Origin of the sequence: Vibrio mediterranei (genome assembly GCF_900088415.1) — a bacterium.
Taxonomy (GTDB): domain Bacteria; phylum Pseudomonadota; class Gammaproteobacteria; order Enterobacterales; family Vibrionaceae; genus Vibrio; species Vibrio mediterranei.
Genome location: NZ_FLLQ01000002.1, coordinates 594,871 through 611,577, shown reverse-complemented (window position 1 = coordinate 611,577; position 16,707 = coordinate 594,871). Strand labels below are relative to the sequence as shown.

Annotated in this window: 14 protein-coding genes; all 14 read left to right on the top strand. The window is 45.8% G+C overall.

Going from position 1 to position 16,707, the window contains the following annotated elements:
• Positions 1-5: 5 nt before the first annotated feature.
• The 14 genes from flgG (at position 6) to VME0621_RS08810 (ending at position 16,534) form a co-directional block, all read left to right on the top strand.
• The gene (gene flgG, locus VME0621_RS08875) at positions 6-794 is read left to right on the top strand and encodes a flagellar basal-body rod protein FlgG (protein WP_038224912.1); all 789 of its coding nucleotides are present in this window, start codon (positions 6-8) and stop codon (positions 792-794) included.
• Between the two features lie 19 nt (positions 795-813).
• Positions 814-1,587 (top strand): flagellar basal body L-ring protein FlgH, encoded by a 774-nt coding sequence (flgH, locus tag VME0621_RS08870; RefSeq protein WP_062457973.1) that lies wholly within the window; start codon positions 814-816, stop codon positions 1,585-1,587.
• Positions 1,588-1,658: 71 nt separating this feature from the next.
• Positions 1,659-2,750 (top strand): flagellar basal body P-ring protein FlgI, encoded by a 1,092-nt coding sequence (locus tag VME0621_RS08865; protein ID WP_038224916.1) that lies wholly within the window; start codon positions 1,659-1,661, stop codon positions 2,748-2,750.
• Positions 2,751-2,759: 9 nt separating this feature from the next.
• Positions 2,760-3,698 carry a flagellar assembly peptidoglycan hydrolase FlgJ gene (gene flgJ, locus VME0621_RS08860; RefSeq protein ID WP_062457970.1) on the top strand — a complete coding sequence of 313 codons (939 nt, stop codon included), beginning with the start codon at positions 2,760-2,762 and terminating at the stop codon, positions 3,696-3,698.
• Between the two features lie 206 nt (positions 3,699-3,904).
• On the top strand, positions 3,905-5,773 hold the full coding sequence (flgK, locus tag VME0621_RS08855; protein WP_006069949.1) for a flagellar hook-associated protein FlgK: 1,869 nt from the start codon (positions 3,905-3,907) through the stop codon (positions 5,771-5,773).
• A gap of 11 nt (positions 5,774-5,784) precedes the next feature.
• Positions 5,785-6,978, top strand: a complete 1,194-nt coding sequence (flgL, locus tag VME0621_RS08850; RefSeq protein ID WP_038224923.1) for a flagellar hook-associated protein FlgL — start codon at positions 5,785-5,787, stop codon at positions 6,976-6,978.
• Between the two features lie 346 nt (positions 6,979-7,324).
• Positions 7,325-8,470 carry a flagellin gene (locus VME0621_RS08845; RefSeq protein ID WP_038224925.1) on the top strand — a complete coding sequence of 382 codons (1,146 nt, stop codon included), beginning with the start codon at positions 7,325-7,327 and terminating at the stop codon, positions 8,468-8,470.
• Positions 8,471-8,961: 491 nt separating this feature from the next.
• The gene (locus VME0621_RS08840; RefSeq protein WP_062457967.1) at positions 8,962-10,110 is read left to right on the top strand and encodes a flagellin; all 1,149 of its coding nucleotides are present in this window, start codon (positions 8,962-8,964) and stop codon (positions 10,108-10,110) included.
• A gap of 276 nt (positions 10,111-10,386) precedes the next feature.
• Positions 10,387-11,535: a flagellin gene (locus VME0621_RS08835; protein WP_038229343.1), complete on the top strand. Its 1,149-nt coding sequence runs from the start codon at positions 10,387-10,389 to the stop codon at positions 11,533-11,535.
• Positions 11,536-11,673: 138 nt separating this feature from the next.
• Entirely contained in the window at positions 11,674-12,120 is a 447-nt protein-coding gene (locus VME0621_RS08830) for a flagellar protein FlaG (protein WP_038229345.1), read from the top strand.
• A gap of 43 nt (positions 12,121-12,163) precedes the next feature.
• Positions 12,164-14,086, top strand: a complete 1,923-nt coding sequence (fliD, locus tag VME0621_RS08825; protein WP_062457965.1) for a flagellar filament capping protein FliD — start codon at positions 12,164-12,166, stop codon at positions 14,084-14,086.
• A gap of 27 nt (positions 14,087-14,113) precedes the next feature.
• Positions 14,114-14,416: a flagellar protein FliT gene (gene fliT, locus VME0621_RS08820; protein WP_062457962.1), complete on the top strand. Its 303-nt coding sequence runs from the start codon at positions 14,114-14,116 to the stop codon at positions 14,414-14,416.
• 10 nt (positions 14,417-14,426) lie between these two features.
• Positions 14,427-14,837 carry a flagellar export chaperone FliS gene (gene fliS / locus VME0621_RS08815; protein WP_006069957.1) on the top strand — a complete coding sequence of 137 codons (411 nt, stop codon included), beginning with the start codon at positions 14,427-14,429 and terminating at the stop codon, positions 14,835-14,837.
• 236 nt (positions 14,838-15,073) lie between these two features.
• The gene (locus VME0621_RS08810; protein ID WP_006069958.1) at positions 15,074-16,534 is read left to right on the top strand and encodes a sigma-54 dependent transcriptional regulator; all 1,461 of its coding nucleotides are present in this window, start codon (positions 15,074-15,076) and stop codon (positions 16,532-16,534) included.
• The last annotated feature ends 173 nt before the right edge of the window (positions 16,535-16,707 follow it).

Sequence of the window (16,707 nt, the reverse complement as noted above, 5' to 3'; positions counted from 1 at the left end):
ATAGAATGCATCCGGCACTATGGGTAAGTAAGACTGGCTTAGACGCTCAGCAAACCAATATTTCGACAATTTCAAACAACCTAGCGAACGCATCAACCGTCGGTTATAAGAAAAGCCGCGCGGTGTTTGAAGATTTGTTTTATCAAAATATCAATCAGCCTGGCGGTCAATCATCGCAAAACACCGAACTTCCTTCAGGCTTAATGCTAGGTGCAGGTTCAAAAGTGGTGGCAACACAAAAGATCCACACACCGGGTAATGCGCAAACCACGACCAACAGTCTCGATATGATGATTGAAGGTGATGGATTCTTCCAAGTATTGATGCCAGATGGCAATATTGGTTATAGCCGCAATGGTCAGTTCACGCTAAATGATGAAGGGACTATTGTTACGTCTGGTTCTGGCTATGCATTGGAACCAGAAATTGCGATTCCTGAAGATGCGATTTCTATCACGGTGGGTACTGACGGTGAAGTGTCCGTTCGAGTACGTGGTCAGCAAGATAACCAAGTCGTGGGTAACATTACCACTGTCGACTTCATTAACCCGGGCGGTCTAGAGCCTATCGGGCAGAACCTTTACTTACCAACCGGTGCTAGTGGTGATCCAAATGAAGGGGTTCCAGGTTTAGATGGTTTCGGTCAAATTCGTCAGTCGATGCTAGAGACTTCAAACGTTAACGTAACGGAAGAGCTCGTTAACATGATTGAAGCTCAGCGTGTGTATGAAATGAACTCCAAAGTTATCTCGTCAGTCGACAAGATGATGAGCTTTGCTAACCAGCAGCTATAACGGATAAGGACGACATTGAATGAAAAAGTTATTGTGTGTTTCCTTACTTGCCGTACTTTCTGGTTGTGCTCAGTTTGGTCAGGAAGAGTCGGTAGACGATGTCTCGAATAGCACGACGACAGTCGATGCAGTTGAAGGAGATAAAAGCCAATCGTCAGGGATTGTTGATACGTTACGTGGTAGAACTGATCCTGTTGCCGATGACCCAGCATGGGCGCCGATTCATCCAAAAAACAAGCCAGAACATTACGCAGCGGGAACGGGTTCACTGTTTAATACTCACTACGCGCGCGATTGGTATGACGATTCTAAGCCCCGTGGCATTGGTGACATCATCACGGTAGAGCTCAATGAAGCGACTAAAGCCGCAAAAAGTGCTGATGCCGATCTCTCGAAAGCCAATGATTCTTCAATGGACCCACTTTTCGTTGGTGGTAGACCCGTCACCGTCAATGACTATGACTTCTCTTATGAGTTGAAGAACGACAACAACTTCAAAGGTAATGCCTCGGCCAATCAGAGCAACAGTTTATCGGGCTCGATTACCGTAGAAGTGATTGAAGTACTTGCCAATGGCAATCTCGTCATTCGTGGTGAAAAGTGGCTAACCTTAAATACTGGAGATGAGTACATTCGCTTAAGCGGCACGATTCGACCAGATGATATTGAGTTTGATAACACCATCGCATCTAACCGTATTTCCAACGCTCGAATTCAGTATTCGGGGACCGGAACCCAACAAGATATGCAGGAACCTGGATTCTTGGCACGATTTTTTAATGTCTCTCTATAGGGATAGGAATCGACGAATAATAAGCGGCAAACCCTCTCCTCAGAGGGTTTGTTTGTTTTTAGGGTAACATGATGAAAAAATTCACGTTTTTACTTCTTGGTTTATGTTTTGCTGCGGCAAGTGTACAAGCGGCACGCATTAAGGATGTGGCAGAAGTTGCCGGGGTGCGTAGTAACCAATTGGTGGGTTATGGTCTGGTGACTGGTCTCCCGGGTACAGGTGAGAAAACGCCGTTTACAGAGCAAAGTTTCCGCTCAATGCTTGAGAAGTTTGGTATTCAAATGCCAATCGGCTTCAAACCTAAGTTTAAAAACGTGGCTGCGGTTATCGTCACCGCAGAGTTACCAGCGTTCTCAAAACCGGGTCAGCGCGTGGACGTGACAGTTTCGTCAATTGGTGCGGCAAAAAGTCTCCGTGGAGGCACCTTGATGCAGACCTTCTTGCAAGGTTTGGATGGCGAGGTCTACGCTGTAGCACAAGGTAATTTAGTGGTAAGTGGCTTTAGTGCCGAAGGCTTAGATGGCTCTAAGATTGTGGGCAACAACCCTGTGGTCGGTATGATTTCAAGCGGTGCAACGGTTGAACGTGAAGTTCCTAGCCCATTCTCTCGCGGTGATTACATTACCTTTAACCTTCTGCAATCAGATTTCACAACGGCGCAAAACATGGCAAATGCCATCAATGACTTTCTGGGTCCGCAAATGGCGAGCCCATTAGATTCTACCTCTGTTCGAGTTCGTGCGCCTCGCGACCTCAGCCAACGCGTAGCTTTCCTATCAGCAGTTGAAAACGTTGAATTCGATACCGCAGACAGTGGTGCAAAAATCATCGTTAACTCGCGTACAGGAACAATTGTGGTGGGCAAACACGTGAAGCTTAAACCGGCGGCAGTGACTCACGGTGGTATGACGGTTGCTATCAAAGAAAACTTGAAAGTAAGCCAGCCCAATGCCTTTGGGGGTGGCGATACAGTGGTGGTGCCTAACTCAGATATTCAGGTAACAGAAGGTTCGGGCAAGATGTTCAATTTCCAACCGGGTTTGACCCTCGATGATCTCGTTCGTGCCGTTAACGAAGTGGGCGCAGCGCCATCAGATCTTATGGCGATTTTACAGGCACTTAAGCAAGCTGGTGCCATTGAAGGTCAGTTGATCGTTATCTAGGTAAGCATCATGATTAAAAACTCCAATGACATCGGTTTTATCCATGATATCAGCAGTCTAGATAAGCTTCGTCAGCAAGCCGTGAGCGGCAAAGAAGGCGATGATGATGCGGCATTACGCGCTGCCGCTCGTCAGTTTGAATCTATCTTTACCTCTATGATGTTAAAGTCAATGCGCGACGCGAATACTCATTTTGAATCAGACCTGACCAATAGCCAAAACGGTCAATTCTACCGTCAAATGCTTGATGAGCAGATGTCGAGTGAGTTGAGTGCCAATGGCTCTTTAGGGTTAGCTGATATGATCGTCGCTCAGCTTGGCGCGGCACGTTCACCAGAAGCGCATGCTGCAGCGGGCAGTGAAATCCGTATGCGTAATGAAGTGTTCGATACGTCACTTAATCTCCCTTACGATGAAGCAAAAGCTCGTAATACCGCGAAATCACTGGGCCTAGACGGAGCCCCTGTTGCTCAGCCTGTTGATTTTAAGACACCACAAAACTTCGTCGAGTCTTTGAAACCATACGCGGACAGAGCAGCTCAGTCGTTAGGGGTGGATTCATCGTTACTATTAGCGCAAGCGGCTTTAGAGACTGGTTGGGGGCAAAAAGTCGTCAACAACAGCAAGGGCAGCAGTAACAACCTATTTAATATTAAGGCTGACAGAAGTTGGCATGGCGATAAGGTCGCAACGCAGACACTGGAATACCATCAAAATGTACCTGTGCAAGAGCGTGCAGCATTCCGTTCTTACAACTCGTATGAAGACAGTTTCAACGACTATGTGAAGTTCCTAAATGAGAATCCACGTTATCAGTCGGCATTGAATGGTAACCAAGGTTCTGAACGCTTCATTCGTGATATTCATCAAGCTGGATATGCGACAGATCCAAACTATGCGGACAAAGTGTTGCGCGTTAAGGCGCAAATCGATGATATGTCACTTTAACGGCTATCGATAGTTCTACTGATCTCATTAATCCCGGCAAATCGCCGGGATTGTTCTCACTACCTTCATCTTTTTCCCTTCATCCTTATCTTTTTTAGTGCCAAGCTCAGCGGCAAAGATACTCTGGCATATATATTGCAAATTAAACGGCAGAGTGGCGTAACTTGTGGATTTAGTTAGGCTAATTTTGGTTTTTTGGAGGCGATATGGCGTCAGATCTTCTGAACTTAGGTGCGCAAAGCGTACTGACAGCTCAGAGACAGTTAAACACGACTGGTCATAACATTTCTAATGCAAATACAGAAGGTTACAGCCGACAATCTGTTATACAGGGGACCAATACCCCGCGACAGTTTGGTGGTCAAACCTATGGTATGGGAGTGCATGTGGAAAATGTTCGCCGCTCGTGGGATCAGTTTGCCGTCAAAGAACTCAACATGGCAACGACACAGGTGAATTATCGCAACGAAAACCTGACTAACCTCGATATGATGTCGGGGATGTTGTCGTCTATGTCGTCTAAAAAGGTGCCTGAAAGTCTTAACGACTGGTTTGATGCTGTAAAAACCTTGGCCGACACCCCCAATGATATTGGTGCGCGTAAAGTCGTGCTTGATAAAGCCAACCTGATTCGTCAATCGATGAATGATTTCCACGATACGGTTCGTGAACAGCGAGACAACGTCAACAAGAAACTCGAAGTGAGTGTTGAGCGAGTGAACCAAATCGGTATCGAAATTCGTGATATTCACCGCTTAATGATGCGCTCGCCTGGTCCACATAACGATCTGATGGATAAGCATGAGTCGTTAATCAAAGAGTTGTCCGAATACACCAAAGTGACGGTGACGCCTCGCAGGAATGCTGAGGGTTTCAACGTTCATATTGGTAATGGTCATACTTTGGTATCGGGTACAGAAGCCAGTCAGTTGAAGATGATTGATGGATTCCCAGATACTCACCAGCACCGCCTTGCGATTGTTGAAGGTAAAGGCATTAAACCAATTACCAGCGATGACATTGGCGGACGCTTAGAAAGTATGTTTGAAACTCGTGACAAAGAGATTCCATACGTTCTGGATGAGCTCGGTCGTCTCTCTATCGCTTTTTCTGAAAAAGTGAATGAATTGCAAGGGCAAGGGCTTGATTTGAATGGTCAAGTCGGACAAAACCTGTTCGCGGATGTCAATACTCTCGCGTTTGCCAAAGCAAGGGTCGTTGCACCAGTGAACTCAAGTGCCGACGTGGCAGTGTTTATTGATGATACCTCACAACTTAAGGGTGGAGAGTATTCATTGAAATTTGACGGTGCTAATTACCATGTGACCAACTCAGATGGTGTGACTCAGTCTTTCTCCGGCCCGAGCATGCAACTGGATGGAATTCGAGTTGAAATTGGTAATCCGCCTGCTGTAGGCGAGAAGCTTTTGTTGCGTCCGACGAGAGACGGTGCAGCCAATATGAAAATGACGACTAACGACCCAAAAGCCATAGCAGCACAGAGCTTTGAAGCCTCAACTACGTTTGCGCAGGGTGATGCCAAATTTAAAGTCTCGTCAGTGGGCAGTTTGAAAGAATTTGAAGTGGTGGTATCGCCAACAGGGACGGAATTTGCCGTCACTGACAAAAGCGGCAACGTATTATTGAGCCCAACGCCTTATCCTCCGACTGGTCCGGTGACGGTACTTGGCACCACGTTCGAGCTCAGTGACGGAGCGATGGCAAATGACAAGTTCACCGCTAACCTCAATCCGGCAGAGGGTGATAACGGTAACTTGAGAAAAATGCTGCATATTCAGACCGATAAATCGATGAATGATGGCGACTCGACGGTCATTGATATCTATCACAACTTAAATACCGATGTGGGTTTGAAAGCCTCGACGGCGACTCGTTTGCAGGAAGTCGCTGAGCTTGAGCATGAAAACGCGCAAAGCCGTGTAGCGTCTATTTCGGGTGTGAACCTCGATGAAGAAGCGGCCAATATGATGAAGTTTCAGCAAGCGTACATGGCGTCTTCTCGAGTGATGCAGGCGGCAAATGAAACCTTCGATACTATTTTGCAGCTAAGGTAAGGAGCTAGATTATGATGAATCGAATCTCTAGTTTTCATAATTACCAAACGGTGCAAAATGATATGCGCCGCCAAGAAAACAAAATTCATGAAAACCATGCACAGCTCGCCTCTGGTAAACAGCTGCAAAAGCCAGCGGACTCACCACTAGCGACGCATTATTTGCAAAAACTTAAACAGCAGACGCAGCAGTTGGACCAGTACGACAGTGCCATCACGTTGTCGAGAAATCGCCTTGAGCATCAAGAAGTCATGTTAGGTGAGACAGAACAGTTTGCCGATAATGCAAAACGCTTAACGATGCAAGCAATCAACGGTGCGCTTTCTCCTGAAGACCGTGAAGCAAAAGCACGTGAAATAGAGGAGTTGGCAAAGAACTTTCTCGCGCTTGCGAATACCCGTGATGAATCGGGTAACTATAGCTTTGCTGGCACAAAACCTAAGACTCAACCATTTTTCGTCGATGGGGAAGGGCGTATTTCTTACGCTGGCGATGACTATCAACGCAAAATGCGCATTGCAGCAAGTCTAGAAGTGGCTACGAGCGATCCTGGTAGCAAGCTGTTTATGGAGATTGACAACCCACTTGGGGATTACAAAGCCAATTATCAGCTGCAAAAAGGCTCAGAATTACTACTTGAAAAAGCCACCAACAGTAATGCAAACGACAACAGTACATACAAAGTGACGTTTGTGGATATGGGTAATCAGCAATTTGGTTATCAGCTTGAACAGAACAATACGGTTGTTGCTGCGGGTAATTTTGACCCGAGCCAAGGCATTCAATTCCAAGGGCTCAACATTCAGACTAAAGGTCAAATTACACCGGGGGACGCGATTGAAGTTGAGCCTCAAAAAACATTTAGTGTGTTTGATACGTTTAATGATGCGGTGTATTGGATGGATAACGATGTAGCCGATGCCTCAGCCAGTGCTCAGCTTCATCAGGTCACTGAGCAGTTTCACGCGGCATTTTTGCACTTAACTAGCTCGCGTACCGATGTTGGGGTAAGGCTTAACAGTCTTGATACCCAACAATCGCAGCATGAAGATTTTAAAATTTCGATTGCCCGTTCTAAAAGTAATTTTGAGGATCTCGATTACTCAAAAGCGGTCATCGATTTTGAAGAGAACTCACGAGCATTACAGGCTTCACAGCTTGCGTTTGGAAAAACCAAGGACCTGACGTTATTTAATTATCTATAGCGATAGTTTGGCACCTCGGTTGCCGCATGAGCATTGCCATGTGTGCAGAGGTGAAAGCGTTAGGTGGCAATCTTAAGCCACTTTGGATGCACTAACGAGGTCTTGTCATACACCGGCTCAATGAATGGGCTTTAATGTATTGATTTATAATTAAATGTATTAGTTGGCATAGAAAATGCTAAACATGAATACAAAGTACCCGATTACGGGCTAACTCGATAAATAAGCACTTTAGATACTCCACCTGATACGGGGTATTAGGTGGGCGTAGTAACAATATTGAATTAACAATGTTTGTTATTAAGTGAGCCTACTTGAAGCTTGCGAACTCAATTAGGAGAGCATAATGGCAGTAACAGTAAGTACAAACGTTTCGGCTATGACAGCCCAACGCTATCTGAACAAATCCAGCGATGCGCTAAATACCTCAATGGAGCGTTTGTCGTCTGGTCACAAGATCAATAGCGCACGAGACGATGCTGCAGGTTTGCAGATCTCGAACCGACTAACAGCGCAATCACGTGGTCTTGATGTGGCAATGCGCAATGCGAACGACGGTATTTCGATTGCACAGACTGCGGAAGGTGCCATGAATGAGTCAACCAGCATCTTGCAACGCATGCGTGACCTGGCGATTCAATCGGCAAATGGTACTAACTCTCCTGCCGAGCGTGTTGCAATTAATGAAGAATCTAATGCACTTCAAGCGGAGCTAAACCGTATAGCAGAGACTACCTCATTTGGTGGCCGTCGTTTGCTCAATGGCAGCTTCGGCGAAGCGTCATTCCAAATCGGTGCTAACTCAGGTGAAGCCTTAATTATGGGACTAACCAGTATTCGTGCAGATGATTTCCGTATGGGCGGGACCACATACACTGCAAACAACGGTAAAGACGCTGATTGGCGTGTTGATAATACGAATAACCAGTTGGATATTAGCTTTACGACCAAATCTGGCGAAGCAGTCGCTATCAACATTACTGCAAAGCAAGGCGATGATATTGAGCAGTTAGCAACGTACATTAATGGTCAGTCTGACAAGATTAGCGCTTCTGTAGGAGATAACGGTGAGCTTCAAGTGTTTGTCGCAGAACCTGACATTGACCTAAACCAGTCTGTGACGATTGGCGGTTCGTTAGCTACAGATCTAGACTTACAAACCGCGTCTGCTGCTCAGTCTACAGTGCAAGATATTGACATGACTTCAGTCGCCGGATCGCAAAACGCTATCTCGATTATCGATTCTGCGCTTAAGTATGTGGATTCACAACGTGCAGATTTGGGTGCGAAGCAGAACCGCTTAAGCCACAGCATCAACAACTTAGCGAACGTTCAAGAGAATGTTGATGCGTCAAACAGCCGAATCAAAGATACCGACTTTGCTAAAGAGACAACCGAAATGACCAAGAACCAGATTCTACAACAAGCTGGTACGTCAATTTTGGCACAAGCAAAACAGTTGCCTAACTCAGCGATGTCTCTACTACAATAGAGATAGTGTCCGAGTTCTAAGTGACAGGAACATAAGCCAGACGTGGCAATAAATTTCCTGTTGCTTGGCAAACATACTTTGTGATGTGTTGGGGCTCTCTCTCTCAACCTGCCTCAATACGGCATCAAAGTATGTAGGTTAGCTAGGGTGTGTTTATTTCTCTCTGATCTCCGCACGCTTCTAGTCGCCACCCAGCCCCAGTTCTCTCAAAGGAAAAGGGGCTTTTTCTTTTCTTAAGATCCACAACTCACCCCTAGCAAATTCAGCAAAATCACAGTGTTTCGGCGGCATTTCGTTAAACTTTAATCTTTTCTTTTCAATTTTTCGTTAACTGCTCAAATCCTAATCAAACGGATGTTTTCTTTTGTTTTTTCGAGTTTTTTTCTAAAGGTTTTTTCGCTCGCGTCGTTAAAAGATTAACTTTGAGAGAACTACTTGGTTTTCCGAGACGTCGGAAACCGCTACACCGGAAAATCAATTGGAGAAACAACATGGCAGTGAATGTAAATACTAACGTATCAGCGATGACCGCTCAGCGTTACTTAAATAATGCAAGTCAAGCGCAAGCAACATCAATGGAGCGTTTGTCTTCAGGTCATAAAATCAACAGTGCGAAAGACGACGCAGCGGGTCTACAAATTTCGAACCGTTTGAACGTTCAAAGCCGTGGTCTTGATGTGGCAGTGCGCAACGCGAACGATGGTATCTCTATCGCTCAAACTGCTGAAGGCGCGATGAATGAGACAACGAACATCCTGCAACGTATGCGTGACCTATCACTGCAATCGGCAAACGGCTCAAACTCAAAAGCAGAGCGTGTGGCGATTCAAGAAGAAGTGACGGCACTGAACAACGAACTAAACCGCGTCGCTGAAACCACAGCATTTGGTGGTAACCGTCTACTGAACGGTACTTACGGTACTCAGTCATTCCAAATCGGTTCAAATAATGGTGAAGCGGTGATGCTAAGCCTGAAAGATATGCGCTCAGACAACAGCGGCATGGGTGGTTCGGTTTACCAAGCAGCAAACGCCAAAGATAAAGATTGGTCAGTGGCAGCAAGCTCAACACTGACAATCGACATGAACGACAGCGCGGGTAACGCGATGACAACGCTGACGATTAATGCGAAACAAGGCGACGACATTGAGCAGCTAGCGACGTACATCAATGGTCAAACTGACCTAGTGCAAGCGTCTGTAGATGAAGATGGCGCTTTACAAGTATTCGCGAGCAACAATAAAGACATCGACAGCGCATCATTAAGCTTTGGTGGTACGCTAGCGGGTTCAGGTGAGCTAGACATGTCAGGTGCAGCGGCAGCAGCAACAGTTAACGATATTGATGTCACGTCAGTAGGTGGCGCTCAGGAGTCCGTTGCGATTCTGGACTCAGCGATGAAGTATGTGGATAGTCACCGTGCAGAGCTTGGTGCTTTCCAAAACCGCTTCAACCACGCTATCAACAACCTAGACAACATCAATGAGAATGTGAACGCGTCGAAGAGCCGTATCAAAGACACGGACTTCGCGAAAGAGACGACAGCGATGACGAAGAACCAAATTCTATCGCAAGCTTCAAGTTCGATTTTGGCACAAGCGAAACAAGCGCCAAACGCAGCATTGAGCCTACTAGGCTAAGCATTGCCTCAGATGACAAACAACAAACCAGAGCTTCGGCTCTGGTTTTTTTTCATTTGGCTTTAGAGCGTTGCAAACACAACTATCCTCCATTCGAATCTCCGATCTAAATCACATTTATCCAATCAATTGAATTAATAGTAAAAAAAACGCCAATTTGTTCTAAAGCTTCTAAATTTATCGCCGTTACAGGGATTGAGAGAAATAAAATCGGATGTGCCAATGTGAGGTGAGAGACACAGAGGCCATCTATCCTAAATGCCTAAGGAGATCAGTATGGCAATTAATGTAAACACGAATGTGTCTGCAATGACTGCTCAGCGTTATCTGAATAACGCAGCAGAGAACACACAAAAATCAATGGAACGCTTGTCTTCAGGCTACAAAATCAACAGTGCGAAAGACGATGCAGCAGGTCTGCAAATCGCGAACCGATTGAATGTTCAAAGCCGCGGCTTAGATATGGCTGTAAAAAACGCAAACGATGGTATCTCTATTGCACAGACAGCTGAAGGTGCGATGGATGAAACAACTAACATCCTACAACGTATGCGTGACCTATCTCTACAATCTGCAAACGGCTCTAACTCAAAAGCAGAGCGTGTAGCAATTCAAGAAGAAGTGACAGCGCTTAATGACGAGCTAAACCGTATCGCGGAAACCACGTCTTTTGGTGGCAACCGTCTTCTAAATGGTACATACGGTACACAGTCGTTCCAAATCGGTTCTAACAGTGGCGAAGCGGTTATGCTGAGCATGAACGATATGCGCTCTGATAATGCTCAAATGGGCGGTTCTTCTTATAAAGCGGCTAACGCGAAAGATGAAAGCTGGACAGTTGCAGCGGGTGCGACCTTAACGATTGACCTAGATGATAAAGCGGGTAACGCAATGACTCAGATTGCTATCACTGGTAAAGAAGGTGATGATATCGAGCAACTTGCAACCTACATCAATGGTCAAACAGACCAAGTTCAAGCATCTGTTGATGAAGACGGTGCTCTGCAAATCTTCGCAAGCAGCAACGGCGAAGCTGATAGTGCTTCACTAACGTTCGGTGGTTCACTAGCGGGCGGTTCTGAGCTTGACCTCTCTGGTGCAGCAAGCGCGGTATCAGTTAATGACATCAATGTTACTTCTGTAGGTGGTGCACAAGAATCAGTAGCTATTCTAGATGCGGCGCTAAAATACGTAGACAGTAACCGTGCAGAACTTGGTGCGTTCCAAAACCGCTTCAATCACGCAATCAATAACTTAGATAATATCAACGAAAACGTTAATGCATCTAAGAGCCGTATCGAAGATACCGATTACGCGAAAGAAACGACGGCAATGACCAAGAACCAAATCCTGCAGCAAGCGAGTACTTCAATTCTAGCTCAAGCGAAGCAATCGCCATCAGCTGCACTTAGCCTACTAGGCTAAAAAAGGCTTACACCTTAGGCAAGTGTGTTGGTGATAGGGTTACTCTATCACCAACTTCCAATTTCAAGCTTATTGCTCAACTAGTTTTACCCCAGTTGGAGTTGGACAATAGAGAAGGTTAGAAACGGGAGAACGAAAGTGGATATCTCATCCTACGCGTCGAACATTCAGCCTTTTGCCTCTTCTAGTGGCACAGAACTTGCTTCGAAAAATACTAATAAAACAACACCGTCAGTTGATACCGATAAAGGCTCACAGCCGAAAAAGGTCAATGAACTGAGAACGGCGGAAAGTGTGGAGTTTTCTAGCCAGAAAACTTCCGAATTGATTCAGAAAATTGCGACCGAGCGTCATGACCTCAATCAGGCAGAACGTGAAAATATGGTCAAACGTCTTGATGAGTTTCTCACCTCAATGAATACGGGATTATCGTTTCGAAGAGATGAAGAATCAGGGCGCGACATCATTACTGTTTATGCGAAAGACAGCGGTGAGATCATTCGTCAGTTTCCAGATCAAGAGCTTCTCGACGTACTAAAGCGTGTTGAAAAACATGGCGCACTCAGCATTGACATGTTGGTGTAGTCGCATCACTAAGATGCAATAGTATTAAATTCGAAGTGGTTTGGTGAATATGGGCCCGATAGGGATGTCTTCAGGCATGGATATCAATTCCATGGTGAGCAAAATAGTCGATGCTGAGCGGATTCCGAAACAGCAACGTCTCGACTATGAGCGTAGCAAAATTGATACCGGTATAAGTGCCTACGGACGACTCAAAGAGTCACTAGATACGATGAAAAATCTTATGGCAAGCTTTCGCCAGGAGAAGGCGTTTGCGCTGAGAAGCGTCAACACCTCCGAAGAAAGCGTTGTCACGGCAACAGCATCTACCGATGCTATTGCTGGCAAATACGCTGTCGATGTATTGCAGCTTGCTCAAAGCCATAAAATCGCTTCGGATGCTATTCCTGAAGATACGAAGTTTGGTCCAGGTAAGCTGCAAATTTCAATGGGTGATGACAGCTTTGATATTTCCCTTCGCAGTAATTCTCGTTTAACCGACGTAGTTCGTGCCATTAACGGCGCGAGTGACAACCCCGGTGTACGCGCATCTATCGTTAAAGACATCAATGGTCCTAGACTCATTGTGGCGGCTAACCAATCAGGGGCTGAACATGCCTTGTTAATTGCTGTGGACGCTGAGCCCGGCAACGATCTCTATCGATTCGAATACAAAACTATTGAGCAGCGCGTTAAGGCGTTGGAGCAAGCTCAGGCTGATGCTTTAGCTTTGCTGGATGTTCCATCTTCTGAGGAAGATGAAGCTAAGAAAGCAGATGAGGTGAGTGAAGCCACTGTTAATGAAACTTTGGCAGAGGAAAGCACCAAGGATGAGCAAAGCGCAGAATCTGTCGCGCAAGAGGCAACATCTGGCCGCCCTGAAGACACTATTCCCGGTTGGACAGAAACTGCATCAGGAACCTTGATGGATTCCTATCAAGCGCCAGAGCCGGAGCTTGATCAAAAAGCATTAGAAAAATCGGGTGAAGTCCCTGGTTGGAGTAATACGGCCTCAGGCACTTTGACCGACTCTTATGTAACGCCAAGTGAAGCACAAGCTCAGCTAGAGCAAGAATTGGCCGATGAAAAAGCGGCCATTGCCCAAGCTGTTGCTGACGGTGATATGACCGAAGCGGAGGCCAAGCAACTAGAACGTGCCAAGCTATCACCAGAAGAACGTGAGCGTTTAGAAAAAGTAGAATCCGTTCAAGCTGAACTTGCCGAAGCACAGCGAGCGCTGCAAATCTACAATGGCATGTCACAAGTCCAAGCGGCGCAAGATTCAAAAGTCATACTCGACGGTATTGCTGAGCTATCAAGTCACAACAATGTCATTGAAGGTGCCATTGAAGGTGTGGATTTAACGTTGAAAGGCACGACCAAGCAAGGGGATCGTCCAGCTGAAATTGGTGTGGAATATGACCGCGCTAGTGTGCGTGCTGATATTGAACAATTTGTTGCCGCCTACAACCAGTTTTATCAGGTGTCCAAAGAGCTTTCTAGTGCAGACCCCACAACTGGGCAAACCGGCCCATTGGCGGGAGATAGTGTGGTGAGAAGTGCGGACTCGCGTTTGAAAAGTGTCTTTTCATCAGCGGTAGAAGGTGCTCCTGAAGGGTTAGAGACCTTAACTGAGTTTGGTGTCACTACGACGCGCCAAGGTAATCTCGAAATAAACTATCAAATGCTCGATAAGCAGTTGAATAATAACTTCAACAAGCTAGGCGAGTTTTTCGGCGGCAATAACGGATTTGCCAAACGCGTCGAAGATGCCATTCACAGTATGACCGGTGCTACCGGGACGATCCGTACTCGAGAGCAAAGCTTAGTTGAACAAAATTATCGACTGAATGACCAACAGGTCAATTTAGACCGCCGCATGGATAGCCTGCAGAAACGAACTCACGACAAATTTGCCGCCATGCAAGACGCTACCGGAAAGATGCAGTCGCAATTAGCCGGCATGATGAGTGCGATGGGAGGCTAAGCTGGTGTCGAGAGTTGGGGCTACTAATTGAGCGTATTCAAAGAATTAGGTGATTTGGATCACCGTTTACAATCTGTTTTAGAAAATGATGAGCTGGATACTGAAGAAATTCACCTTCTGGTCGATAAAAGAGAACAGATAATTACTAAGTTAATAGCCGCTTGCCAAAGGAATCCGAACCTAAAGCAGAGTGATGAGTGGTTGCAAGTGGAACAATCGACACGTCGAATTGCGACCCATATGCAAACTAAAACGGATCAATTGGGACTGGAACTCAGAAAGTACCGACATGGCAGAAAGTCCCTACAGCAGTACCAAAAATTTATTTGAGAGGATAGTGATGCGTGGTTCATTACAAGCATATAAGAAAGTATCTGTAGACAGCCAATTGAGTGCTGCTTCACCGCACAAAGTTATCCAAATGCTAATGGGTGGTGCGATAGAAAGACTGATTCAAGCTAAAGCAGCGATGGAACAAGGCAATGTACCTGTAAAAGGCGAGCGCATCGGCAAAGCTTTGGATATCATCATTGCACTACGTAGCTGCTTGTCTATGGATGATGGCGGCGACATCGCTAAAAACCTCGACCAGTTGTATGAATTCATGATTGCGCAAATCACAACGGCTAATCACGAAAACAACCCAAAACCAATTGATGATGTGATAGAGATCATACGAGAGATAAAATCTGCTTGGGATCAAATTCCTAGTGATTACCACAACTTAACAGCACAAGAAGTTGGAATCTAAGCGGAATTAACCTCTTAAAGTCAACGTGACAAAGTTGCTATATCAGAATAATGTCAATAGAATAGACGCCATTCCCAGCCTAATGGCGTTTTTTTATATCTAACCACTTGTTTTATAAATTGCTTGTCAATTTTATAAGGTGTTTTTTGGCTTTTGTTAGCTCGGCGTAAAATTGACGAATGACAAAAAATTGACGCCACTGTGGTTGGTTTTGATCAAGGCATAATTCCTGACTCATGCAAGGCTTAGCTAAACTTCTTGTTATTGCTGATGATCCGCAAATTCGCACTAATCTAAACACCATTTTGGAGTTTGTTGGTGAGCATTGTGTGGCGATTCCATCTACAGACATAAACCAAATCGATTGGTCCCAGACGTGGTCGGGTTGCATCGTAGGTGCTTTGGAAAGCCCAAATCTATCTCAAGTCTTGTTATCGCAGCTTTCGCTGTCTAATCATGTTCCTTTACTGGTTACGAGTGAATTTACCGGCGCAGTTGAGCCACTTTCCAACTTTGTTGGTGAGTTAGAGCTCCCTCTCAACTACCCGCAGCTAAGTGATGCGCTGCGTCATTGTCGCGAGTTTTTGGGGCGTAAGGGTGTTCAGGTTCCGTCGAATCTTCGTAAAAATACGTTATTTCGTAGCTTAGTTGGACAAAGTCCTGGCATACAGGAAGTTCGTCATCTGATTGAACAGGTCTCTGGTTCAGAAGCGAACGTGTTGATTCTGGGCGAGTCGGGCACGGGTAAGGAAGTTGTTGCTCGCAATATTCACTACCATTCAACTCGTCGTAGTGGGCCGTTTGTTCCAGTGAACTGCGGAGCGATTCCACCGGACTTGCTAGAAAGTGAGTTGTTTGGTCATGAGAAAGGCGCCTTTACGGGGGCGATTACTTCTCGCAAAGGACGTTTTGAGCTTGCCGATGGCGGTACCTTATTCCTTGACGAAATTGGTGATATGCCAATGCCGATGCAGGTCAAGTTACTGCGCGTATTGCAAGAGCGCGTGTTTGAACGCGTTGGTGGCAGTAGCGTGATTAAAGCCAATGTTCGCATTGTGGCCGCAACGCACCGCGATCTTGAAAGTATGATCCAACAGGGTGACTTCCGCGAAGACTTGTTCTATCGCTTAAATGTTTTCCCAATTGAAATGCCATCGCTTCGAGAGCGCAAAGAAGACATCCCTCTGTTGTTGCAAGAGCTGCTAGCACGAATGGAAGCAGAAGGTGGACAACCTATCTGTTTCGCCCCACGTTCCGTTAATTCGTTAATGGAACATGATTGGCCAGGTAACGTTCGTGAACTTGCCAACCTCGTTGAACGTATGGTGATCTTGTATCCAAATAGCTTGGTGGATGTGAATCATCTTCCGGTTAAATACCGCTATAGTGATATCCCAGAATTCCAGCCAGAAATGAATGCGTTCAAGACGATTGAAGAACAAGAGCGTGATGCGCTCGATAGTATATTTGCGGAAAACTTTACTTTTGAAGAGCCTGAACTGGAAAGCCACAACGCACCTCAATCGCTACCACCTGAAGGTGTCAACCTGAAAGAAATGTTGGCCGACCTCGAAGTGAACATGATTAGCCAAGCTTTGGATGCTCAAGAAGGCATCGTTGCTCGTGCTGCTGATATGCTCGGTATGCGTCGTACCACCCTTGTTGAAAAAATGCGTAAGTATAACTTACACCGCTAGATTGGAGCTGTTTGTGATGTGATTTAAGTCACACTAAATTTGCTATGACAATTTATTGACGCGATTAACTTGTTGAAATATATAGACTTAAGCCCGGCATGCTTTTTGCATTTTCGGGCTTAAGTCTTTTATGGACTACGTATTTCTGCGAGTCGTATTGAGAAGGAACATCT